This window comes from Thalassobacterium sedimentorum (genome assembly GCF_031127905.1).
Classification (GTDB): Bacteria; Verrucomicrobiota; Verrucomicrobiia; order Opitutales; family Coraliomargaritaceae; genus Thalassobacterium; species Thalassobacterium sedimentorum.
Genome location: NZ_JARXIC010000004.1, coordinates 97,206 through 121,283, shown reverse-complemented (window position 1 = coordinate 121,283; position 24,078 = coordinate 97,206). Strand labels below are relative to the sequence as shown.

Annotated in this window: 20 protein-coding genes; 10 read left to right on the top strand and 10 right to left on the bottom strand. The window is 48.2% G+C overall.

Translation table 11 applies throughout. The features are described from left to right. The first annotated feature begins 12 nt into the window (after window positions 1-12). Window positions 13-1,299, top strand: a complete 1,287-nt coding sequence (locus QEH59_RS03745) for a citrate synthase (RefSeq protein WP_308984015.1) — start codon at window positions 13-15, stop codon at window positions 1,297-1,299. 273 nt (window positions 1,300-1,572) lie between these two features. Here QEH59_RS03745 and QEH59_RS03740 read toward each other — a convergent pair whose 3' ends face one another. The 4 genes from QEH59_RS03740 to purE all read right to left on the bottom strand — a co-directional run bounded on the left by QEH59_RS03740 (window position 1,573) and on the right by purE (window position 5,922). Further along, on the bottom strand, window positions 1,573-2,460 hold the full coding sequence (locus tag QEH59_RS03740) for a sigma-70 family RNA polymerase sigma factor (protein ID WP_425609232.1): 888 nt from the start codon (window positions 2,458-2,460) through the stop codon (window positions 1,573-1,575). A gap of 247 nt (window positions 2,461-2,707) precedes the next feature. Then, window positions 2,708-4,228 (bottom strand): anthranilate synthase component I, encoded by a 1,521-nt coding sequence (trpE, locus tag QEH59_RS03735; RefSeq protein ID WP_308984013.1) that lies wholly within the window; start codon window positions 4,226-4,228, stop codon window positions 2,708-2,710. 66 nt (window positions 4,229-4,294) lie between these two features. Further along, on the bottom strand, window positions 4,295-5,437 hold the full coding sequence (locus QEH59_RS03730; protein WP_308984012.1) for a 5-(carboxyamino)imidazole ribonucleotide synthase: 1,143 nt from the start codon (window positions 5,435-5,437) through the stop codon (window positions 4,295-4,297). Then, entirely contained in the window at window positions 5,434-5,922 is a 489-nt protein-coding gene (gene purE, locus QEH59_RS03725; RefSeq protein WP_345785323.1) for a 5-(carboxyamino)imidazole ribonucleotide mutase, read from the bottom strand. The genes QEH59_RS03730 and purE overlap by 4 nt, the downstream gene beginning before the upstream one ends. A gap of 564 nt (window positions 5,923-6,486) precedes the next feature. Here purE and ectA point away from each other — a divergent pair. Genes ectA through QEH59_RS03695 form a run of 6 tightly spaced genes read left to right on the top strand, consistent with a single transcriptional unit; the run spans window position 6,487 to window position 12,520 of the window. Continuing rightward, window positions 6,487-6,939 carry a diaminobutyrate acetyltransferase gene (gene ectA, locus QEH59_RS03720; RefSeq protein ID WP_308984010.1) on the top strand — a complete coding sequence of 151 codons (453 nt, stop codon included), beginning with the start codon at window positions 6,487-6,489 and terminating at the stop codon, window positions 6,937-6,939. Window positions 6,940-6,960: 21 nt separating this feature from the next. After that, window positions 6,961-8,295, top strand: a complete 1,335-nt coding sequence (ectB, locus tag QEH59_RS03715; RefSeq protein WP_308984009.1) for a diaminobutyrate--2-oxoglutarate transaminase — start codon at window positions 6,961-6,963, stop codon at window positions 8,293-8,295. A 2-nt stretch (window positions 8,296-8,297) separates the two neighbouring features. Then, window positions 8,298-8,708: an ectoine synthase gene (locus tag QEH59_RS03710; RefSeq protein WP_308984008.1), complete on the top strand. Its 411-nt coding sequence runs from the start codon at window positions 8,298-8,300 to the stop codon at window positions 8,706-8,708. A 10-nt stretch (window positions 8,709-8,718) separates the two neighbouring features. Continuing rightward, complete coding sequence (locus tag QEH59_RS03705; RefSeq protein WP_308984007.1) at window positions 8,719-10,128, top strand: sodium/proline symporter; 1,410 nt, start codon at window positions 8,719-8,721, stop codon at window positions 10,126-10,128. Between the two features lie 13 nt (window positions 10,129-10,141). Next, window positions 10,142-11,590, top strand: coding sequence for an aspartate kinase (locus QEH59_RS03700; RefSeq protein ID WP_308984006.1), 1,449 nt, complete (start codon window positions 10,142-10,144; stop codon window positions 11,588-11,590). 21 nt (window positions 11,591-11,611) lie between these two features. Then, window positions 11,612-12,520, top strand: coding sequence for a TPR end-of-group domain-containing protein (locus tag QEH59_RS03695; RefSeq protein ID WP_308984005.1), 909 nt, complete (start codon window positions 11,612-11,614; stop codon window positions 12,518-12,520). Here the strand turns inward: QEH59_RS03695 and QEH59_RS03690 are convergent. From QEH59_RS03690 to QEH59_RS03665, 6 genes are all read right to left on the bottom strand, one after another. After that, window positions 12,517-14,025, bottom strand: a complete 1,509-nt coding sequence (locus QEH59_RS03690; protein ID WP_308984004.1) for a sulfatase — start codon at window positions 14,023-14,025, stop codon at window positions 12,517-12,519. The two genes, QEH59_RS03695 and QEH59_RS03690, sit on opposite strands and share 4 nt — an antisense overlap. Before the next feature lie 2 nt (window positions 14,026-14,027). Next, on the bottom strand, window positions 14,028-14,777 hold the full coding sequence (locus QEH59_RS03685; protein ID WP_308984003.1) for a helix-turn-helix domain-containing protein: 750 nt from the start codon (window positions 14,775-14,777) through the stop codon (window positions 14,028-14,030). A 44-nt stretch (window positions 14,778-14,821) separates the two neighbouring features. Next, a complete protein-coding gene (locus QEH59_RS03680) occupies window positions 14,822-15,517 on the bottom strand; it encodes a DUF2490 domain-containing protein (protein WP_308984002.1) in 696 nt (231 codons plus the stop codon). 346 nt (window positions 15,518-15,863) lie between these two features. Next, the gene (locus tag QEH59_RS03675; protein WP_308984001.1) at window positions 15,864-16,553 is read right to left on the bottom strand and encodes a hypothetical protein; all 690 of its coding nucleotides are present in this window, start codon (window positions 16,551-16,553) and stop codon (window positions 15,864-15,866) included. 144 nt (window positions 16,554-16,697) lie between these two features. Further along, entirely contained in the window at window positions 16,698-18,080 is a 1,383-nt protein-coding gene (locus QEH59_RS03670) for an MFS transporter (RefSeq protein WP_308984000.1), read from the bottom strand. 10 nt (window positions 18,081-18,090) lie between these two features. Then, complete coding sequence (locus QEH59_RS03665; protein ID WP_308983999.1) at window positions 18,091-18,909, bottom strand: sialate O-acetylesterase; 819 nt, start codon at window positions 18,907-18,909, stop codon at window positions 18,091-18,093. 89 nt (window positions 18,910-18,998) lie between these two features. On the opposite strand from QEH59_RS03665, the gene QEH59_RS03660 reads away from it, so the two are divergent. From QEH59_RS03660 to QEH59_RS03650, 3 genes are read left to right on the top strand one after another with little or no spacing between them, the layout of a single operon-like run. Then, window positions 18,999-20,048 carry a LacI family DNA-binding transcriptional regulator gene (locus QEH59_RS03660; RefSeq protein WP_308983998.1) on the top strand — a complete coding sequence of 350 codons (1,050 nt, stop codon included), beginning with the start codon at window positions 18,999-19,001 and terminating at the stop codon, window positions 20,046-20,048. 16 nt (window positions 20,049-20,064) lie between these two features. Beyond that, window positions 20,065-23,364, top strand: coding sequence for a hypothetical protein (locus tag QEH59_RS03655; protein ID WP_308983997.1), 3,300 nt, complete (start codon window positions 20,065-20,067; stop codon window positions 23,362-23,364). 19 nt (window positions 23,365-23,383) lie between these two features. Beyond that, window positions 23,384-24,061: a hypothetical protein gene (locus tag QEH59_RS03650; protein ID WP_308983996.1), complete on the top strand. Its 678-nt coding sequence runs from the start codon at window positions 23,384-23,386 to the stop codon at window positions 24,059-24,061. The last annotated feature ends 17 nt before the right edge of the window (window positions 24,062-24,078 follow it).

Sequence of the window (24,078 nt, the reverse complement as noted above, 5' to 3'; positions counted from 1 at the left end):
ACGACCACTACCATGGAAAATACAGGCACTATCCGACTTGGAAACGAAAATTTTGAGTTCCCCATTATTGAGGGAACTGAGGGCGAAAAAGCCCTAGATACGCGGACACTGCGAGCGAAGAGTGGTTGTATCACTTTTGATGAAGGCTACGGCAATACAGGCTCATGCATGAGCGATATCACTTTCATTGATGGTGAAAAGGGAATCCTTCGCCATCGTGGTTATCCCATTGAGCAACTGGCCGAGAATTCATCTTTTCTCGAGACCGCGATGCTGGTCATTTACGGCGAGTTGCCATCGGAAGGCTGCCTGCGTGCCTTTCGTCAACAGGTTTGTAAGAATGCGTCTATTCACACTGGTATGCATAGCCATTTTGATGGTTTCCCCAGTGATGCGCACCCGATGGCAATTCTCTCTTCGATGCTGAATTCGCTGGGTGCCTATTATCCTGAAATGTCGTCGAATGACCGCGAGCAGGATTTAGCTCACTTTGACGAGACTGCAGCGCTCTTGATTTCTAAGGTGCGCACGATCGCTGCTATGACTTATCGTATGAAGATGGGCATGCCTTTCGTTTACCCCGCGGATAAGCGTTATACTGGAAACTTCCTGCATATGATGTTTTCAGAGCCATATAATGAATACATCGATGATCATGGTGCAGGTAAGGCGCTTGATCTCTTTTTGATGCTGCACGCAGATCACGAGCAAAATTGCTCCACCTCTACAGTGCGTATGGTGGCCTCGGGGGGGGCTAATCTATTTGCTTCCGTGTCAGCAGGAGTTTGTGCGCTTTGGGGCCCCTCGCACGGTGGTGCGAATATGGCGGTGATTAAGATGCTTGAAGAAATTCACGCTGCGGGGGACGATGGTTCAAAATTTATACAAGCTGCTAAGAAGGGCGAGGCTAAGTTGATGGGCTTTGGGCACCGAGTGTATAAGAATTATGATCCACGCGCGAAGATTTTAGGTAAGAGTGCTGAGGGCATTCTTGAGAGCATTGGCATGAAGGATCCTCTGTTAGACATCGCACGTAAGCTCGAGCAGGCTGCCTTGGAAGATGAGTATTTCATTAGCCGTAAGCTGTATCCAAATGTTGACTTCTATAGTGGTATTATTCTCAAGGCGATTGGGATCCCTGTCGAAATGTTTACCGTAATGTTTGCGATCGGTCGTATGCCCGGTTGGATTGCAAATTGGAAAGAGATTGCTGAGAATCCTAAGAGTCGCATTCACCGTCCGCGTCAAATATACACTGGCAAGACTCAACGCGATTATCTAGCGCTTGATCAGCGCTAGAGCGAATTATCTCCAAGTAGGTGCCAATGGTTGAGCGGTTTGATCCGAGCCGCATGGCCCGTTCAGAGCCTGTGGCTTCTTGATAATATGTTCTGTGGTATATTTTTTGCCGCGCGGCCGGACCGACGTCAGCCTCTATTTGTGTGAATGGGTCGGCCTGCTTTCCGAAGCTGGTGAGTGAATGTTCACATCTTTGTCATCAGATGCAGAAATGCCCTCTGACGTTTCCACGCAGAGGGCATTTTTTTAACAAACAACAGTTGAGTCAGAAAACTATGAGGCTACTTGTTCCTCAAAAAATTCCTGTAATACCTTCATCTTTTCTTGTTCAATGCGTTCTTCCTGAACCTCTTCTTTTGAGCGTTGACGCTCGTTTTCGGTCATTAGTCGCCGCATTTTGTGTATTGCGATGTTTTGAATTTGGCGTACTCGCTCACGAGTTACATCGAAGCGTTCGCCAACTTCTTCCAGTGTGAGTGGGCGATTGCCGTCGAGCCCAAATCGGAGTTGGATGATTTCAGCTTCACGTTCCTCCAGGCGATCAATGACGGACTTAATGTCGTGACTCATCGATTTTTCCTGTAAATTTTCCAATGGGGAGGCCTCATTGTCGTCGCCGACCAGTTCGCCGAAAGTCGTTTCACCATCTTCGCCGACGGGGGCGTCCAGGGACGCGGGGCGAATGCTTACTGACTTCAAGTGGGCAACTTTGTTGACGGGCATGTCCATTGCGTAGCCAATTTCCTCGTCGGTTGGTTCGCGATCGAGTTCGTCGGCAAGTTCCGCAGTGATTTTGCGCATTTTAGCGATACGGTCGACCAAGTGCACCGGTAGGCGTATGGTCTTACTCTGGTTGGCGAGGGCGCGTTTGATTGATTGTTTGATCCACCAGGCCGCGTACGTGCTGAGTTTACCGCCTTTAGAAGGGTCAAAGCGCTCGACTGCCTTGATCAGGCCAATATTACCTTCGCTAATTAAGTCTAATAGTGGCAGGCCAAAGTTATTGTAATCGTAGGCAATTTTGACTACAAGCCGCAGGTTGGCCGAAATCATATGATCGCGGGCGGCTTTATCGCCACTTTGTATGCGTGCCGCTAGCTCGACTTCCTCTTCCTTCGATAGCAAGGGAGTTTTTGAAATCTCTTGCATATAGGTGCGCATGACATTCCGGTCAGTGGCTGGGAGCTCGCGCACGTCAGTGACGGCCTCTATGACGTCCGTTCGGGCGCGCGGGACCGCGGAGAGCTGGTTGGCTTGTGAGCGTCGATTACGGGTTCTTTCTGCTGTCTGTGCCATGATTATAATTTGTTTCAGTGGTGGTTTTCACTGTTAGGATACTCTGACCGCGGATTTATTCCCGAGGTTCCAATACCTATCGCAACAAATTATATCGCCTTACAAAAAAATGCTAATTTGAGCTATTAGACGCTTTTTTTCTGCTGTTAAACATATTTTCGGCCAAGGCAACGGCTTTCAGCATACCCTTGGCTTTGTTGATCGTTTCCATGAATTCACTTTCAGGGACTGAGTCGGCGACAATGCCAGCGCCAGATTGGATGTAGATTTTTCCGTTTTTGATCACAGCAGTTCGAATTCCAATGCAAGAGTCGTGATTTCCATTGAATTCAAAGTAGCCGAGAGCGCCGCCATAAATGCCACGTTGGCTATTTTCGAGTTCTGAGATGATTTGCAAGGCTCGAACTTTGGGGGCGCCGCTTAGAGTACCCGCAGGGAAGGTGGCTCGCATCAGATCGTAAGCGGTGCATTCTGGGCGAATTGTTCCCACAACTTGTGAAACGATGTGCATAACATGTGAATAACGTTCTATAGTCATGTAATCCGGAACTCGAATAGAGCCATATTGGCACACTCGGCCAATGTCATTGCGAGCGAGATCGACTAGCATTAGATGTTCCGCTTTCTCTTTGTCGTCTGCTAATAGATCTTGTTCTAAGGCTAGGTCTTCAGCTTCATTTTTACCACGATGGCGTGTGCCTGCGATTGGGCGGATCTCTACTTGATCACCTGTCAGGCGGACATGTACTTCTGGAGAGGCACCGACTACTGAGAAGTCTGGGTCTTCCATTAGGAACATGTAGGGCGAGGGGTTAACGGTGCGTAATGCGCGGTAGAGATCGACTGGGGTTGGTTTGAATTCTTTTACAAATCGCTGGGATAGAACGGTTTGTATTACGTCACCAGCGCGCACGTAAGATTTGACTTGGTCGACGGCATCTTCAAAGCGCGCCTGGGTAAAGTTCCCTTCGGGGACGTGTATTTCACTGGGGACTCCGATCGGGCGATGTTCAACCGGGGGTTGACCTTCGAGTAGGTCGTAAATGCGTTCAATTTCGCGCACGGCATTGTTGTAGGCTGCATCGGTATCATGATCGTCGGTATGGGCATGTACGCAGATGCGTAGGATCTGTCTGACATGGTCGAAAACCAGAACAGAATCGGCGATCATGTAGTAGAGGATTGGGACCTCGAGTGGGTTCTCACTCGGTTTTGGAACTGTAGGTTCTATACTGTGAATAAACTCGTGGCCAACGAAGCCGACAGCGCCCCCGCAGAACGGAGGCATGTCTGGCAGTTCTACTGGCTGATAGCCCGCCATTTCTGATTCGATTAAATTGAGCGGATCAGTGGGAGTGGCGATCGTCTCGACTGAGCCATCCTTGTGCTGAATCGTGGTTTCCTTTTCAAAGACGCGTAACACCTTGCGTGGATTGGCGCCCAAAAAAGAGAAGCGACTGATGCGCTCACCGCCTACGATGGATTCAAATAAGAAGGCTGGGCCTTGGTGGCGAATCTTTGAGTAAGCGCCAAGTGGGGTTTCGCAATCGGCCGTCAGATCAAGATAAATTGGAATTGTATTTCCTTTAGCTGTGAGTGACTTGAATTCGGATCTGGTGGGCTGGATATTCATTTTGAAGGCGATCAAAGTGGGACATCGAACTTTCGAGGTCGAATCATTTTTGAAGCAGATCGTTGGCTATTGTCCGCAGAGTGCTTGAAAGTGTTTTTCTGCGGCTGCGAGGGTGTCATCTATATTGTCGCCAATTAGTGTGAAATGTCCCATCTTGCGGCCTGGGCGCGCCTCGCCCTTGTCGTAGAGGTGTAATTTAACACGAGGATCGGTGAGTAAGTTTGTCCAGTCAGGTTCTCCATTGGACCATACATCACCCAGTAGGTTTATCATTACTGTGGGCTTGAGTAGCTCGGTGGAGCCAAATGGGAGATTGGCGACTGCGCGTATGTGTTGTTCGAATTGGCTGGTTAAGCAGCCGTCGATACTATAGTGGCCTGAGTTGTGAGGGCGTGGTGCCATTTCATTAATGATCAGGGTGCCATCTTCTTGCAGAAAGAGTTCGACCGCGATTAAGCCAACCACGTCGAGTAGGTCTGCGATTTTGCAAGCCAGTTCGGCTCCAGCAGTCTGAGTGACTTGAGTGATTCGAGCTGGCACGATGGAGGCGTGCAAAATGTGGTGCACATGTATGTTTTCCGCCATCGGGAAGGTGCTGGTGCTGCCATCGGGCTTACGGGCGCAGATGACTGAAAATTCACCCACGTGGTGAATCCATTTTTCAACCACCACACGTGGGGGATTTTCCAAGTAGTTCCAGAGATAGTCGGTGTCGGCGGCCTCTTCCGGGGCATTTAATTTGATCTGTCCCTTGCCGTCATAGCCAAAAGCGGCTGTTTTGATCACGCAGGGAAAGCCTATGGCCTGGATTGCTGTTTTTAAGCTTTCAGCTGAGTCCGCATATTCGAACGGAACGCAGGGGAGTTTGTTTTCTTTTAGGAAGTCTTTTTCGCGCTGTCGGTGCTGGCAAATGTGCAGGGCACGACTACTGGGGAGCACGGGTTTGATTGCGCTGAGCATGTCGATTACCTGGGATGGGATGTTTTCGAACTCCAAGGTGATGATGTCGACACCTTGGGCGAAGCGTTTGAGTGCCGCCTCGTCGGAGTACTCTGCATTGATTTCGAGGTTGGCCACCATGCCCGCGGGGCAAGGGCCCTTAGGCTCGAAGACGTGAAAGCGGTAGCCTAGTGCACGTCCTGCTAGGATGAGCATGCGTCCCAGCTGTCCGCCGCCTAAAATTCCGATTGTGCTGCCTGGAGTTATCATATTTGGGGGAGTTCTGTTTGAAGTACAGTTTGCGTTTGTTGGTCGCGGAACGTTTTTAGACGCTTTCGCACCTCGGGATCAGCCAAAGAAAGGATGGACGCGGCTGAAAGGGCAGCATTCTTAGCGCCTGCGATTCCAATGGCGAGTGTCATGACTGGAATGCCTGCTGGCATCTGCACGATGGAGAGTAGCGAATCTTGGCCGCTGAGTGCTTTGGATTGTACGGGGACGCCCAGTACGGGTAAGTGTGTCATCGCAGCTGTCATGCCCGGTAGGTGGGCAGCGCCGCCAGCGCCAGCTATAATGACTTGAATGCCGCGATCCTCGGCTTCTTCGGCGTAGCTACACAGTAGCTTGGGAGTGCGGTGCGCACTGACGATCTTTGTTTCAAATGGGATTTTCAGCTGCTTGAGCAAGGCGGCGGCCTCGCCCATCGTGCTCCAGTCCGATTGGCTTCCCATAATGATCCCGACGAGGGGCTTAATTGCGGTGCTATTGTCCATCGGGGCAGAGAAACCAATTCATTGGGAGAATTCAACAATGGATATTGATTCACTGTTTGTTGCAGTTTCAGACTTTGAGCTGGGCAGTGGTGCCGGGCAGGAAGCATGCATGGTATTGGGGCAACTCTTTGGCTGGGATTTGTAGGCGCTTGGTTTTTTATGCTGAATGGCTCTTTCTTAGCGCTGTTTGCTGCGAATGGTCACTTTTTTTAGCAGTTTGCTCCTCTCGCAGAGTGGCTTGAGTGGGGGTGCTTTTTGTTGTGTCGTTAATAAGATTAGTCAATTTCTGTTGATTGGTGCGTTAGCTTTTATTTTTTTATGAAAAAAATAAAATGTAGTATTTCGGAAGGGGCGCTACTGTCGGATTCGAGGCTAGGCCAGCGGTGGTGTGAGTTAGAGCTTGGTTAGGATTTTATATCAAGTAACGTTATTATGTGTATATCGAGTTTGATTGAGTGTGTTTCGAAAGAAAACCCTTGAACTCGATGGGGCAGGTGCCTCTAGACTGGTGGTATCGAAGAAATAGAACTACAGATTCCTGATCCTTTGGACGGCTTATCAATTAATCGATTGGTTGCCGATAGTCCACCTTTGGACACTAACTCTACTTATTGCAATTTATTGCAGTGTATTCATTTTTCGGATACCTCAATAATTGCAAAGCAATGTGGTGAAACAGTTGGTTTTGTTTCCGGGTATATGATTCCACGTAAGGCCTGTACACTGTTTATTTGGCAAGTGGTAGTGGGAGCTTCGGCGCGGGGGCAAGGACTGGCGATGAGGATGTTGCGAGAATTGTTGTGCCGTGGGCAGCGAGAGGAAGTTCGATTTATTGAGACCACAATTACGATTGATAACGAAGCCTCTTGGGCGCTCTTTAGGAAACTGGCCAAAGAGCTGAGTGCAAAGCTGGAGGTGTCCGTTGCATTTGATAAAGATACTCATTTTTTCGGTGAGCACGAAACCGAACATCTCGTGCGTATTGGCCCGTTTAATTAAATTATTAACCAAAAAATAGACATGAAGATATTCGAAGAACTCGAATCCGAGGTGCGTAGCTATGCACGTAACTTTCCGCGCTTATTTACCAAAGCGCGGGGTGAATTCATTTACGATGAAGATGGTAATGAATACATCGACTTCCTTGCTGGTGCGGGGGCGCTCAACTATGGTCACAACCACCCGGTCTTTCGTGAAAAGTTGGTTGAATACATAGAATCGGAAGGCATTACTCATAGCTTGGACCTGCATACCGATGCCAAAAAGGAATTTCTGGAAGCATTCAAGCAACACATTCTAGAGCCACGCCAGTTGGACTACACTCTGATGTTTACTGGGCCGACTGGAACTAATGCAGTGGAAGCTGCGCTTAAAATTGCGCGTAAGATCACTGGTCGCTCGCACGTAGTGTCTTTCACCAATGGGTGGCATGGGCAAACGTTGGGCGCGCTCTCAGCTACAGCCAATTCACATCATCGTAACGGAGCGGGCATTGCGCTGACTGGTGGGCATCGCATTCCCTACGATGGTTATTTAGGCGATGAAGTTGATACTACGGAGTATTTGGATAAGGTTTTAACGGATACCAGTAGTGGGGTTGATCTCCCCGCGGCAGCGATTGTGGAAACAGTGCAGGGCGAAGGAGGTGTTAATTATTGCAGTATGCAATGGCTGCAAAGTTTGGCCAAGGTGTGTAAGCGTCATGGAGTACTTCTGATTGTGGATGATATTCAAGCGGGTAATGGACGCACCGGAGACTTTTTTAGCTTTGAGTTTGCAGGAATCGAACCGGATATCGTCACGCTCTCCAAATCACTGAGTGGCTACGGGTTGCCATTTGCCATGCTCATGTTTAAACCAGAGTATGATAAATGGACACCTGGTGAGCATAACGGAACATTTCGGGGGAATAATCATGCATTTGTAACTGCGAAATCGGCACTCGATACGTATTGGGCCGATGGCGAGTTTGCCCGGGAGATTAAGGAGAAGGGAAACTACATCGCGGAGCGCCTGGACAAGATTGTTGAGAAGTATGGCGATGGTAACTTCACTGCAAAGGGGCGTGGCATGTTTCAGGGGATTAATTGTGTCAGCAGTGAGATTGCCAGTCAGATCTCGCGGGCTGCTTACAAGCGTGGACTCATTATTGAGACTAGTGGGACCGATGATCAAATTATCAAGTTGTTGTGTCCCTTGACGATTTCTCAGGCGTCCTTAGCCAAGGGGATCGATATTATCGAAGAGTCAGTTAAAGAGGTATGCGCGGCTCATGGTGAAATCCCGGAAGATCAATGTTACTTCGATGATGTCATCGTTGAAGCTAAGGGAAATTCACAGCACATTATTGCTTAGTTATGATCGTACGAAACTTAGAACAAGCTGCTGAAGCGGGCCGTAAGATAGTTTCTCCGGACGGAAACTGGGACAGCACACGTCTGCTACTTAAGGAAGACGGCATGGGTTTTTCCTTTCATATCACTACGATTTTTGCAGGTGCGGATTTTGATATGCACTATCAGAATCATTTGGAATCCGTTTACTGTATTTCAGGTGAAGGGGAGGTCGAGTCGCGTGAAGATGGCGCGGTTTATCCGATCATGCCAGGCACGCTATATGTGTTGGATCAGCACGACCGCCATACGCTGCGTGCAAAATCGGAGATGAAGATGGCCTGTGTCTTTAATCCGCCTTTGCATGGGACCGAGGTGCACAACTCTGAGGGTGCTTACGAGCTGGAGGCCGAGCCGATTCAACAGACGACCTGACTTAGATCAGATGATATTTAGTTTTCTGCTCTTCCTCGCGGCATTCGTAGTGATTGGCGTCAGTTCCGTGCGGCACAGCCGCGGCACGAAAAAGGATTACTATTTGGCGAGCTCTTCAGTTTCGCCAGCCTTGGTGGGGTTGTCCGCCGTGGCTACTAACAACAGTGGCTACATGTTTATCGGTGTAATCGGTTATACTTATGCGACCGGATTGGCTGCTATTTGGTTGATGATTGGATGGATTGCCGGTGATTATATTGCTTCGACCTTTATCCATGGGCGCTTGCGACGTGCGACGGCGCACACTAAGGAAGTTAGCTTTGCAGGTGTGCTGAGCCGCTGGGGCGGTCGGGAAGATGTTACGCTTCAGCGTATCTGTGCGGTGATCTCGTTGGTCTTCTTACTTGCTTACGCCAGTGCTCAACTAGTTGCAGGCAGTAAGGCATTGCATGTGCTCTTTGGCTGGCCGACCTATGCTGGTGCAGTGATCGGTGCAGTGCTGGTCGTTGTGTACTGTTTGGCAGGTGGTATACGTGCCTCTATTTGGACAGATGCAGCGCAGTCGGTTGTCATGATCTGTGCAATGACGATGATGTTGTGGGTGGGTATTCATTCTTTTGGTGGTATCGGTGGTGCTGTTGATAAAATGGGAGCCATCGAAGGTTATTTAAATTGGTTTCCTCAGGATCTAGCACTGCCTGGGTTCGCGGGCGGCCTGCTATTTGCGATTAGTTGGGCTTTTGCAGGATTCTCTGTGATTGGTCAGCCGCACGTAATGGTGCGATTTATGACGCTGGACCAGCCGGGGCAAATGCGCCGTGCGCGTGCATGGTATTATCTGTGGTTCTTTGCTTTTTATTTAATGGCGACAGGGGTGGGAATGCTTTCGCGCATCTATATTTTAGATCCCGGAAATTTTGATGCTGAACTCGCCCTGCCGACCATGGCGCAGCAAATGTTGCCGCCTTTTGCGGCAGGCATTGTGTTGGCGGGGATATTTGCTGCCACGATGTCCACCGCGGATTCGTTAATTTTGAGTTGCTCCTCAGCGCTCACCCACGACCTGTTGCCTGGTCGGATTGAAAATACCAAGTTACTTAAAATTGGCACGGCACTCATTACACTGGCTGCGCTGGCTTGGGCATTATTGAATAAGCAAAGTGTTTTTAATTTAGTTATTATGGCATGGTCGGGGCTGGCCAGTGCCTTTGCACCCTTGCTGATTTACCTGTGCCTGGGGGCCCGGCCGAGTCGAATGGGGGCACTATGTGCTATTTTTGCGGGCTTATCGACTGCCTTGATTTGGCGTTGGTTGGGCTGGCAGGCGACTGTTTACGAAGGTATGCCAGGCATTTTAATCGGTTTGCTCGTGTTGGTGTTTGATGGTCGTTGTGCGGCATCTATACGCCTAAAGAATTAACGGAAGAAGAAATATGAAAACTGCTCAGCATACAGTAGAAAAGATCGGGGGGACTTCAATGAGTCAGTATGCCTCGGTGCGTGATAATATTATTTTGGGAGGGCGTCCCACAGTCGAGAAGTTCAATCGTATTTTTGTTGTTTCTGCGTATAGTGGTATCACGAATCGCTTGCTTGAACACAAAAAGAATGGGCAGCCGGGCATTTATGCCTTATTTGCGCAAAGCATGCAGAGTGAGGCATGGAAGGCGGCGATTGCCGATTTAAGGACAGAGATGACGCGTTTGAATGCCGAGCTTTTTAGTCATTCCAGTTCGCTGAATGAGGCGAATGCATTTATCGAACAACGCATAAATGATGCCGAAGCATGCTTGGATGGTTTGTTACAATTATGCGGGCATGGGCACTTTGAGCTAGGGGTTCATCTTGAAACGGTGCGTGAGATGCTTGCGAGTTTGGGCGAGGCACACAGTGCTTGGAACACGGCTCGCTTGCTCAATGAAGATGGTATTCCGGCGCGTTTTGTCGATCTGACTGGATGGCAAACGCACAGTCACATTACTCTGGATGAACGTATTCAAGAAGCATTCGTCAGTTTGGATCTAAGCAAAGAATTTCCAATAGTAACAGGGTATGCACACAGTCAGCGTGGGTTGATGAAGTCCTTTAATCGGGGCTATAGTGAGATGACTTTCAGTCGGCTTGCTGTGCTGACTCAGGCGAAGGAGGCCATCATTCATAAGGAGTTTCATTTGAGCAGTGCCGATCCTGGTATTGTCGGTGAGAAAAATGCAGTGCCGATTGGTCGTACGAATTACGACGTAGCCGACCAATTGGCCAATCTTGGAATGGAGGCGATTCATCCGCGGGCGGCCAAGGGCTTGCGCAAGAATGATATCGCCTTAGTCGTTAAGAATACTTTCGAGCCGAAGCATCCCGGTACTTTGATCACTACTGGGTTTACTCGTGAAAAGCCGCAGGTTGAAATCATTACCGGTTGCACAGATATCTACGCATTCACTTTGTTTGATCAGGATATTGCCGGCAATTTTCATGAGTATGATCAAGACATCGTTGAGACCATTCAGCAGTGCAAAGCGCACATCGTTTCAAAGGGCGTCAATGCCAATACGATCACCCACTACATTAATGCCAATTTACAAACGATTAAGCGCATACGCGCTCGCTTATTAGAGCGCTATCCAGATGCTGAAATTGATCAGCAGCGAGTTGCCTTTGTTTCTGCGATCGGCAGTAATATGACAATTCCTGGCATTATGGCGCGGGCGACGGGGGCACTTTCCGCTCGCAATATTAATATTCTGGCGACTGGGCAATCTATGCGCCAAGTGGATATTAACTTTATTGTGAGCGAGTCCGATTATGAGGCGACGATTCGTAGCTTGCACCGTGTGTTAGTGGAAGAAGATGTGCCCCGTGGTTCCATTGCGAATGCGGCTTAGGCGCCCTCGTCGAATTTGATTATGTGGCATCGCTTACTTTTTATGCATGTGTTCTGCACCTGTTTGCTTGTTGTACTGTGTGGGGCTGGAGCTCAGGCTCGGGAGGTGCCAGCAACGAATGCTTTATCAGCGTCGGATGAGGCGTATGGGGATGTCGTCGAAGATTTGGAGGAACCACTTTATTCACCTTTCATCGAACGCTATGTGTTGGATGAATTAAAGACGCTGCGTACAGATATGGCATCGCAGAAGCATGAGATCATGCAACAAATCCTAGATCGTGAGCATAACTCCGTCGATCGAGCTGTTGCCTACTCCACTGATACGGTGACTTATTTCTTTTACCTGATCGCAGGTGTTTCCTCAATTCTCGTCATCATGGGTTGGTCATCAATGCGGGATGTGCAGAAGCGTATTCAGGTGGCGGCTGAAGGGCGTGTGACAAAGTTGATTGATGTGTATGAAACCCGATTGGAGAAGTTGGAGCGTGTGGTGAAGCAGAAGACGCAGCACATTCAAGCGAATCGTGAAGAGATCGAGCGAACGCAAGATATTCAAGCGCTCTGGTTACGTGCGGGCCAAGAAAACAGTCCTGCGCAAAAGATCGCCATTTACGACGAGATTCTAAAATATAATACACAGGATGTCGAAGCGCTAACATACAAAGCGCACTCAGTGCTTCATCTGGATGAACCACAATGGGCGGCCAATCTCTGTACGCAGGCGCTGAAAATCGATGCTGAGAATAGTCAGGCTCATTACCAACTCGCACGTGCTTACAGTGCGATGGGCTTGCCTGATGAAGCGATTCAATCACTCCAGCAGGCAATCCATTTTACTGAATCGTATCGCAGTGAGCTGAGCCATGATGAAGCGCTCAAGCCGCTCGAGCATCTGCCTGATTTTCAAAAGCTACTATCGAATGCTTAAGCCCTGATTTGATTGATGATAGGGGTGTATTTTTCTCGCAGTGCGTCGGCACCAGCTTGTCGATCAGAAGACTCCAGATACTGTAAATAGGTTTCGAATCCTTCGGCGCCAGGTTGACCATGGGTGAGTGAGGCATGGAAGGGGCCGCCTTCGCGAATCACTGTCCACAGCGGATCCACCACATCGTTGCCAGTTAGGGCCATTTTCTGCATTTGCGCATCGTGCCATCTGGATAAGCGCCATTGGCCTTCACGGCAGAGCTCTGGATTATCCTGTGCCAAGTCGTTTTGTTCGTGTGGATCCGCTTCTAAGTTGTGCAGCATTTCCTGGGGGAAAAGGTGGAAACCATCATGGTAGGTGCGTGTATAGAGCCATTTGCCCCATCGGACTGAGCGTTGGCAAACGTGACAGCATTGACTAATTGTGACTTCATCACGACCTGTATCCAAGCCTTCTGTGATTGCGGTTGCATAGGATTCGCCATCCCAAATGGCTTGTTTTTCTCCCCCGAGTAAGTCCATTACCGTGGGGGCAAAATCGATATTGTAATGAAATTGAGTGTTACGAATGCCTTGGGCGCCACCTGGGTATTTTATAATCAAAGGGACGCGGCAGGTGATGTCATCAGCGGTGCCGTGTTCACCATAGAGCCCCCATTCTCCGAGGTTTTCACCGTGATCGGCTGAAATAACTATCATGGTGTCATCATAAACTCCCGCCGCCTTGAGGTCTTTCACGATGTCGGCAATTTGGTCATCCACGTAGCGAACTCCCATGTCATAGCCGTCGATCATTTGTCGCACTGATTCCCGGGTGGTGGCTTTGCCTGGATGGCGAGGATACTTTGGATCGCCATTTCCGGTATACATATCGATTTCATGGGCACAGTGCGGTCCCACTTTCTTGTTGTTCTTTTCGATGACCTCATCGGTTAACCATGCGGGCAATGGCTCATCTGCGAATTGATTATCGATGTTTAAAGGCACTCGATAAGGGGTATGTGGATCCCAGTAATTGATGTGTAAATACCAGTTATCTTTCGCGGCATTGTCCGCCATCCATTTACTGACGACTGGCTGTACGACTTCGGCGGATTCAGCGCCACCTTGGCCGGTGTTGTGAATTTCATTAAAGCCTGCATAAAAGTGCCAAGCCGCATGACGTTGCCCAAAGGGGCTAATCATTGCAGTATGATAGTTCAGGTGTTGTAATTGGCGGGCGAGTCCGTGGTCGTCGAAATTGTCGCGGAAGCCACGCCGACTGCCTTCAATTTTGGGTTGAGCCGCGGTGCCTCCATGTCCGACCACACCAGTTTGTATACCAAAACGGCCCGAGTAGAACGCAGTGCGTGAGGGCAGACAGGGGGCATCGGGTGTATAGCAACGGTCAAAAATGATACCTTCTTTAGCGATCTGGTCGATGGTCGGGCTGGTGTTGCGGTGATAGCCGTAGCAGCCTAAGTGATCAGGACGTTGGCTGTCGATGTCGATGTATAGTATGCGCATAGTTACTGTTTGAGTGTTTGGGTTAACGATTGAATGATGGCCTCAGCTTGTTTAGGCTGTGCAAAATGGTAGACCTCAGCGACTGCGAGCACTCCAAGGAATGTTGCGTTTTCGGGGTCGAAAGCCGCAGCAGCAAAGCGTCGTACTCCATTGCTATTGAATGCCAGATCATAGGCAGTCTGCTGCGACTTAGCGGTTTGGACGAGTTTTTGTAATTTGCTTGGGTTCATCGAGCTGAGTATCCCGTTGGCGGTATAACGCTGACTCTGCTCCAAGCTAGGTGCCTGTGAAGCGAAGGCATGTCCCAAGCAGATAACCGCCTCAAATTCCGTATGCCAGTCACGTAGGAAGCCCGGGCGGGCTTGAACGCACAGTTCGGTTTCCGGATTGGTTTGATGGATGAGCTGCATGCCTTCCTGAGTCGGTTCATACCACTCAGCCGTGCATGCCGTAGACGCGACCAGCGTTGCCATTTTTGCTTTGAGAGAATCGCGGAATCGCTCGAGTGGGGAGTGTAAGGGCTGGAGGCGGAAAAGTGCCTGATACTCCTTATTGAGATGTTTACGGACAATGCCCATATGCTCCAGTGTCGTTAAAAGTCTTAGTGTGGACGCTTTTGGCGTCTCCAGTTGTCGACTTATTTGATCCAGGCTCATTGCTGCCTGGTCTTCGAGGAGCTTTAGTAGGCGCAAGCCACGCTCCAATGCAGGCGCACTGGACTCATTGTGACTAGGAACCGACTCTTTTTTCATATTTGAAATGAATTTCAAATATGAAAATTAAATGCAAGGATAATTTAGAATTTATAATTAAAGGACTGTCCCAGTATGTAAGCATTTTCCCAGTTCGAACAGCCGACACCGCGTTTGGATTGCATCATGATAAACAAGGATAGCTGACTACGGTCAGTTAGCTTGAAACTTGCTTTGATCGGTATGAACCGGTTTTCAAATACTTCATCAGTATCATAGCGTACAAATACTTCTGTGCTGGCGCCGAGGCCCACCAGGTGGCCGAAGTCTTTTAGTTTGTAGTCGATATTGAAGCGATGACGTGAGATCCAATAGTCGTCTTTACTTTCAATTTCTCGTAAACCTGCGAGGTGACGCATGCTGAACTTTAGCTTTTCAGTGAGTTGCCAGTGTGAGTTGGCATGCAGCCAAAATATGTGGAGGCGTGTGTAGTCGTCACCTGCTTCGCTACGGGTGTCTTCCAGTAAATAGGTCGCGCCAAGATCCAAGTTTGGATGCGCTTTATATTGGACGGTAGGGAAGATCAGCCAAGTGCCGAGGAATTTGCCTTCGTCGTAGAGTCGGCTTTGGGCACCTGCGGTGACACGCCATTGCTCATTTTCGAATGTATTGATATTGAGTGTTTGCCATGAGCGGATATCATTCTCGAGCTCTGCGCGCAACTTCTGAGCTGTCACAAAATAAGTGCCGTATATTAGAAGGGCTCCAATGCAAATGCGTATACCGTGCTTGAGTGTCATGCTGCTAAGCATGATATATTCAAACTGTTAATCAAATTAACTTATTTGGCCGTCTTTTTATATAAGTTTTGCTAATTCACCTCGATGTGTTCATGATTGATGAGGGCGATTACAATTAGTGGACACGATATTTAAAGCTATTAAGTGATTTTAAGATCCTGCAGGGCTTTAACTGGGAACATCTTTGATGTTCGATAATCGGTCTATGCTTGGAAGTTAGAAGGATCCGCTTGTCTTTGCGTATCAGTAATCAAAGCCTTGCTCTATTGTAGGCTTTATTGCTGCTACTTATTTAAGTAGCAGAATGGGTCAATGCCTCGAGATTTTTAGGATCAACTTAATTTCTTTAGTTTGTTGTTCTTTTTCTACGGAAAGCTAAGGCGCTTAACCCTGTTAGTGAGCCAATCAGTAGGGCCGAGGTCTGAGGCTCAGGTATGATGATGAGCCCCGAGAGTAGGGGTGTGCCTGACGATGAAGTTAAATCGACATAGATGTCACCTGAGGCGTTTGAAGTTAAATTCGAAAAGACGCTGAAGTCTGAATTGCTATTTACTTGATCGCCGGCGTTATATGTGACGCTACCTAACGCATTGTTGGCGCCTCCGGTTGTTTCAGCGAATGAAATCGTTCTTGAGCTAGAACTGTCGTCATCAAAAGCAATGAATTGGAAGCTATATTCAGTATTCGCAGCCAGGCCAGAAACTTTTATTTTATCAATGCCACCAATGAAATCGATGAAAGTTTCATCCCAAGTCAGGTCCGATCCTGGAGTGGGTGAGTAGTTCCAGCGATTGCGGCCAATAAAAGCAGCATCATCGTAGAGTGTTAAGGTAATGCCGGAGCTGGAAGTAACGCTGAGTTCGTTGACGCCTGCTACGGCATTATAAGGAGCTTCAAATCCTGTTGTTCCAGCTTGGATCAGCGATTTATTCTCACCGTCGCTGCGGCCGAAGTCAAAGAAAGCGGTTTGTGCTTGAGTGTAGGTTGCGGCAAGCAGGCTGACTGATGTGAGTAGCAGGGTATATTTTCTTTTCATGTTCTTATAATTCTGGGGTTATTATGACTTTAAAATACTAGGTTATACAATGGATTGTCGTTCGTTTTTTTCAAGAGAAGGTGAGCGCAACAAGTTGCGCTTTAGTCTTTTGATTGTTTTTTTTTTTTTGTGTTTGGAGGGCTATTATTTTATTTGTTCCTTAATTTCATTCACTCGTTTGTGAGTGAGTGGATAGCGCCATAGTAGGACCATCGCAATGATCGCGAAGATTACAGGTACAATCGCTAGTATTAATCTTAGGCGGAAAACTACGTTGTAGGAAAGTAGGTCGTCAGGTGAACTAACGCTGGCACCAGCTAATGAGATTAGTATGCCGCTTAACGCCATCGCAATCGTTGCGCCCAGTTTCCATATCCATTGAAAGACCGAACTAAAGCTCGCTTCACGGCGATTGCCATTCTCGAGTTCATCTAGATCGCAAACATCCGCAATCATTGATGGAATGAGGGCCCACATTAACATTAGGCCTGGTTGGTAAATGATTCGGCAAATGAGTTGTAGGTAAGGGTTGTCAGGAGTGACGAGTAAATACTGAGAGCCTTTCCCAATGATCATAAGTGTCAGGGCGCAGAAGGCCGCGTTACGTTTGCCGAACTTTTCCGAAAGTTTTCCGCCGATGGGTAGCATTAAGACTGAAATGATCACGCCGCAGGTTCCGGAAATTCCCATGATGGTGGAGGCCGCGGATCGATCGCCGTCAAATACGTGATAGATATTTACATACAGTAAGAGTGGATCAACCATGACTAGTCCAATGGCAAAAGCTACAATCGTTCCACAGAGTAATAAGAATGGACGGTTTGACAGGGTCATCTTTAGCGACGTTAGTAGCCGTATTGGCATTTGTTTGTCCACGTGGCGCCATTCCTTAATGAAAAATGCAGATAAGATCGCCCCGACCATAATTATTGAGCCAATGATGAAGCCTGTGTATCGGACGCCGATAATTTCGTCAGAATTAAATAAGAAGCAAAGTTTGTAGACCCAGGCGTTGCCTAAGCCAGCGATTGTGGCAAAGATCATGCGAGCGACTTGGACTTTGGTGCGATCATTGTAATCGTCGCTTAGTTCCATGCCCATTGCGGACCAAGGAATATTCCATATCGTAAAACCGAGGAAGAAAAAGATTGTTAATGCGGTCAGCCAGGTGAAAAGCATCATCTCTGACCATCCTGGGTTGGGTAGCCAAATGATGGGATAGATGATGCCGATCAGTATCGCTCCAATGAAAATGAATGGTCGACGGCGTCCCCAGCGAGTGCGGGCATTGTCTGAAATGTTGCCCATGATGGGGTCAGTCAGTGCATCCACTAGCCGAGGTGCTGCTTTAGCAATACCAATGAGTGCCGGGCTGACGCCGAGTCCGATTGAGTAAATTGGAAAGGCGAGTGCATAAATCGAGTTGACGAGACTTTCGCTCATTCCTCCAGCGCCCCAGGCAAACTTTTCAAGTAGGGTCGCCTTATGTGTTGGCTTGGGGGACTCAGTTTTGGATTTAGGGTTCATCGTGTGTGTATTATTGGTGAGGGGCCGCGATGTGTACTTGCTCGGATAATTTTATAAATGTATCGGCGAAGCGTGCTCCGATTATTTGTAGTGATTCAGAATCGTAGTGCGTGCCATCGATGGTAGTCAGGTCATCGGTGTCGAACCAGTCGCCGTTAGGCATCGTATCCATTGTTTCCTTTTGGGCAGCCCGAATCGTTTTGGCTTCTTTTCGATCGCTACGAATCAGTGCCGTGACGAAGTGCATCTGGTCTGTTTGGTAACCTTCTGTTGTGAGAAATTGTGTGACCGAAGTTATGAAAGCCTGGAAGTTATTTTTATATTTAGCGGCCCTTCCTTTGATGTTGGCGTCGCTTTCGCCCTGCATCCAGAAAAAGCCTCTGAGTCGTATTTGATACCCCTGAGCGCTGAGTGCTTGGAGTGCCTTGCTCGCTTCCTGTGTCCATGTTTGCCAGCATTCGCCTTTCTTTTGTGGATTCCAATCGTTGGCTAAGCTGGTGCCGCCTTTACTTATTTTGATGATCGCAGGAGTGTAGTTTTTGCGTCGCAGCTCTCTGCCGATGCCGATTTCCGGTCCGAAGTAATTGTTGGGTAGTGCGTTCAGTTCGGTGAACCTAGAGTCGGAATTTGAGTGTCTTTGGGCGGGGCCATCAGTGTGGTAGTAATAGAGGACTTCCGGTAAGGCTTCCGATGCTATGGTTGCGCGGCCAGAAGCATTGCTTTGACCAGCTAGAAAAAATACATCGATTGCGGGGGTGGATGCTAAGCTTTCTGCCAGCATTAAAAAGGAGAATGCGACGACTAGTTTTAGGTGAAATGAGGTTTTCAAAGGTATTCACAGTTTGTATTGACAGAAAATACAATCGGTTGTATTTTCTGTCAACATAATTTAGAATACCCTGTTTACCTGACTTTAGAATGCCCCGTAAAATTACGATTCATCAGATTGCAAAAGAGGTTGGCTTGAATGCCTCAACTGTATCGCTTGCATTGCGAGGAGACCCCAAGGTTCGTGAGAAAACGCGGGATCGAATCTTGGAAGCTGCCAAGCGTATGAATTATGAGCCGAATAATTTAGCTAGGTCGCTGTCTAATGGGCGCACGCGAATTATTGGAGTCATGTTGTCAGACATGAGTCGGTTTTACGAAGAGTCGCTGGAAGCTGTTTTTACGCTTGGGGAGGCCGCGGGGTTTACCATTTCAGTTAGATTTTGTTCTTGGGATCAAGCTCGTGAAAAAGCCGGTTTACACTCATTCGTATCAAATCGTATCGACGGCATTATCTGGGGGCCGACAGATTATAATACTGCTGAAATTGCGGAGATGGATGCTTTACTGCATAAATTTGAGGTGCCGACTGTTATGTATGGTTTGCCTGATGATACGCAGTCGTTGCATTGCTATCAGATCGGATTAGATATGCAGAAGTCGATTCAAGTTGGCCTGGCTCACTTGAAATCTTATGGTCATACGGATATCGCGTTGCTAGCAGCGACTGAGGTTCAGGGGATGTTTGGGCGCATGTATCGCCGAAGAATGGCGATGTTTCGTGATGCCTTTATCGCGGAGGGGCTGCACTTAGATGATCGCCGAATATTTGAGGTTGGTGATGATAATTGTGGCGGTTTAGATCTGGCGTTGAAGTTATCTCAGATGGAACGTTCACAATGGCCGACCGCGATCTTTGCTGCGGATGATTTGCTCGCGCGTGAGTTAGTCAAATCGTTTAAAACGCTTGGTGTGCGGGTTCCGGAAGAGATCAGTGTAATCGGGTATGATGTCTTCCCCTGGGCGATGGGGGGGCAGCTTTGTTCGGTTAATTTAAATACGAAAGAAATTGGAGAAAAGGCGATTCAGATGTTGTTAAAGTGTATCAACTCTGAGCATCCGCAACAATTCGATCAGAGAGTTGAAGTATTGCCTCAAATACGACTCGGCACGACATGTGGAAGGCCTCGTTCACGATAGGGCGTTTGGTTGGTCCATGGAATTCCGTGTAATTGGAGATACGAAATATATACAGATGAGTGAATATAAGATGCATTTAACCGGAAAGAAGCAATGTGGGATGCAAGGATTTGCTCTCGTGATCGCATTGTCGTTGATGTCTTTTATTCTACTTCTGTTGTTGAGTTTAACCACTTTTATTCGGGTGGAATCTGAAGTTTCCGGCCAGCAACTATATCAACTTAAAGCTAGGCAGAATGCCGTGCTTGGGGCTCAGATAGCTTTGGCAGATCTACAACAGGCACTTGGACCGGATCAGCGAATTAATGCTTCGGCGGAAATTTTGTTGCCTGAGAATACTAGCTCGCCGCGAAGGTTTTGGGTGGGGGCATATCAGAGTTGGACTGCATCGGAATCGAGTCGACCCGCGCCGCAATTGAAGCGTTGGCTGGTTTCAGGTTCGGAAGATGAAGTGGTTCGTGATGATCCGAGTGCTGTGAACTTTGAACACGTGACATTAGATTTGGTCAATGCTTCCAGTGATAATCAGGTCGAGGCGGGGCTTGTCGATGTAGATGCGCATAATAAGTATAGCTGGTGGATTAGTGATGAGAATTCCAAGCTGGGTATCGAGACGAAGATTACAGCATTGGGTGAGTTTGCAGATTGGATCGCACAAAGTGGTGGAAGTGCCTTTCCCAGTTTGGATTTTATTGAAGGTCTTGCGGGAGTGGATCCATTCGATGTGCAGATTAATACCGTGAATACTCAAAGGAATATAGAGCTCATTGGTGCAGATTTTGTAAATCATAAGGAAGACTTGTTTCATGCGGTCAGCCCTCATTCAATGGGCTTGCTGACTAATGTTCGAGCCGGCGGCTTGCGTCGTGATTTTTCTTTCTATTTAGAGACGTCAGAAGGTCAGCGCCCCATCGCACCTCTTTATCAGCATGCCGGAATTGATGGCATTAATTTTAGTGAGCTTTGGGCTTATTATAATCTGTGGCGCCAATTGGGGAGTGGCAGTGGCATGTCGCATCCTGATGGAGGTTCATTACCTCTGGGCGTGCCAGTTTTACGAGGGAATGCGGATCCTGAAACTGAGGCCAGCAGTCCTTTTAGTCCATATCAACGGCCGATCATGATTCGGGCGGGGTGGTTAATTTCTGTGAAAGCGGAATATTCGAGTGATGATGATAACTATAAGGTTATTTTGGTTCAGGACCCGATTGTAACTGTGTGGAATCCTTACGATGTCACATTGGAAGTTCCACCTGAGAGCTATATGAACATTAAGGCCTGGGGGGCACCTTATAATGTAAATATCTACGCGAATGGCGTGTTGCATGATGACCGTTTTATTTCTGGGTCAATTGGTGGTCATATTAATTTGGAAATTGGGGTCTCAGGAGGGGACCCGCTGGTCATGCGTCCCGGTGAAGTCTTGATTTATTCACAAGCTGGTAGCGCGGGCGCTGATGCAACCGATCCGGTCAATGATAAAAATTATCCTGCGAGTTTTGGATGGAATCGAGGTAGTGGCGGGCTTCAGATCGTGATGAATGAACGCGTTGAAGCGGGAGACCTGATCGCCGTAGAGTTGGAGGCGAGTAATCAGCAAGGCGCCATTGGGCAGGGATTGGTTGAATTTCTTGAACACGTGGGGAGTAGTTCGAATGGAGATGCTTATGCGGGTGGTTTTCTTATCGATCGAAAGGGATGGAACGCCGATCTCTCAGCATTGGATGATCCGACCTTGTTTCCGCCAATTGCCCTGCGAGATATTGGAAAGCCTGAAGATCTAGAAAGCACCAAGCAAAACATCGCTTTCTTTTCAGTCGCAATGCGAACAGAAGCGGATTCAAATCGCCCCAGCCGTTTCCTCTCGCGAGTCAGTCGTGCTGCCGGCGGCTATGACTTACAGAGCTTCGATGCGGACGACATTGCGAATCAGGGTATTGAGATTCGAATGACTGGAATCGATAGTAATTTCAGCTATCCGGACTTTGATATTCTCGGTGGAAGTGGCTATTACGGCGGAAGCTATGATAGTTCTGCGGGGAATTCGACACTGATTACTCATTCCATTCCCCGTGCTCCGATTTTTTCTCTGGCAGCTTTTCAACATGCCAGTGCCAGTGGTATTGGCAGCATTCATGTATTAGGGCCTCCAGCTCAATTTCATGTTAGGAAGTTGGAGCCCGTTGTGAATTTTGCGATTGGGAATTCGCATTCAACACCAGTCATTGCTCCCAATGCTAGCACTGGAACGACTAATGATGGGATGGCTGCGGTCGATCACTCTTATTGGGTCAATGAAGCGCTTTGGGATGAGTGGTTTTTTTCCTCGATTGCACCTCAAACGGCATCTGTGTTTTCGGTGATGCGTAGTCAGCGTAAAGTATTTGATGATTTTTTGCTGAATGATGTCGATTTGCCGAATCGCCATATGCGCTTAAACTCATCTGTTGATGTCGTTGCTGCCACATCTGCTTTGTTTGCCGGAGATGATCCGACATCCAGTGCTCATACCTTGTCGGCGCAGTATTTAAGCATTAAAGGTGCGTTTAATGTAAATAGCATGAATGTAGATGCGTGGAAGGGGCACCTTGCCAGTCTGAGTGACGAGCTAATTCCGCGAATTGATCCTGCTTCTGGAGCAATCGCCTGGGATATTCCAGCCGACATTCCAATGCCTGGTTTGAGTATACCCGCCTCGGGCAGTATCGACGTGAGTGAGCTTTCTGATGTTTCAGGCAGTGGGCAGTGGCTGGGCTATCGGGAAGTAGATGATTCTATGTTGCAAGGTTTAGCCGAGTCAATTGTCGATGAAGTGCGACGACGTGGTCCGTTTTTGTCTATGGCTGATTTCGTTAATCGACGCTTAAGTAGCGACGAGACTCTGGCGAAAAGCGGTGCTTTGCAGGCAGCATTGGATGCGACGGTGAACGAAACCCTTATTTCTGATGGGAATCGATCTGTGGCTCTTTCGGATGTGCCTGCTGGCATGCCATTCCGCGCGGCTGAGGTGGGGGCTCGGGCAACTGGCATGCCTGGCTATGTGGATCAGGCTGATTTGTTGACAGTCATGGGCCCGAGTCTGGCCGTTCGTTCGGATACGTTTAAGATACGAACTTATGGGGAAGTACATGACCTCGCGGGGAATGTTGTCGCGACGGCTCGTGGAGAAGCCATTGTTCAGCGCAGTTATGACTATATCGACGAGAGCGATTCTTCCGAATTAAGTCAGTCTGAATTGGGCAGCGATGTGAATCGTAACTTTGGACGTCGTTTTAATATCATCGCATTTCGCTGGTTGAATGACGATGATGTGTAATCATTGAGAGAGAAATATTATGTATTCAAAAATTAAGTTTGTAGCCGTTCTTGTTTTTCTGGTGACTTTTCTGAATAGCTTGAAGGCGGACGATGTCTCGGTTCGTTTTGCCTGCTTTGGATTGAATCATGATGTTAATGAGTTGGATGTTTACATGAATGAATCCGATTCGATACAGGTGAGAATACCTCGGGTAGGATTCAGCGAGATTATTGACGTCGGGGGGCGCTCACTTAAAATTGAATCCGGAAGTTTATTGTCTGGCACGCGTTCTCTGGAGCCAGCTTGGCTAGACATCGCTTTACCCGAGGAGGGAGGCGCATTTGTCATTTTGCTGATGGATGTTGCGAATCAAGGCATCCGACCAGTGGTCATCCCTTCGGATACGGATCGTTTCAAAGCGGGAGATATTCTTTTTTTTAATCTGAGCGACTCGAAGGTCGGAGTGAAATTAGCTGATGAGTCTGTTGTTATGAATCCATATAGTAAGCGAGTGATGACTGCACCCGATGTGGGGAAATTAGAAAGTTATCAGGTGCAGTTCTTTGTTGATCAGGAGTCTGGGGCCAAAATTTTTGGGGCGACGCGCTGGCAAAAGCAACACAAGGTCCGGGCGTATGTTTTTATCCTTCGAGATGTGAAAAGTGGTCGATTTACCTATAAGTCTATGGGGGAATTTGTATCAGATGATTCATGATGGCGACTGATCCAGTT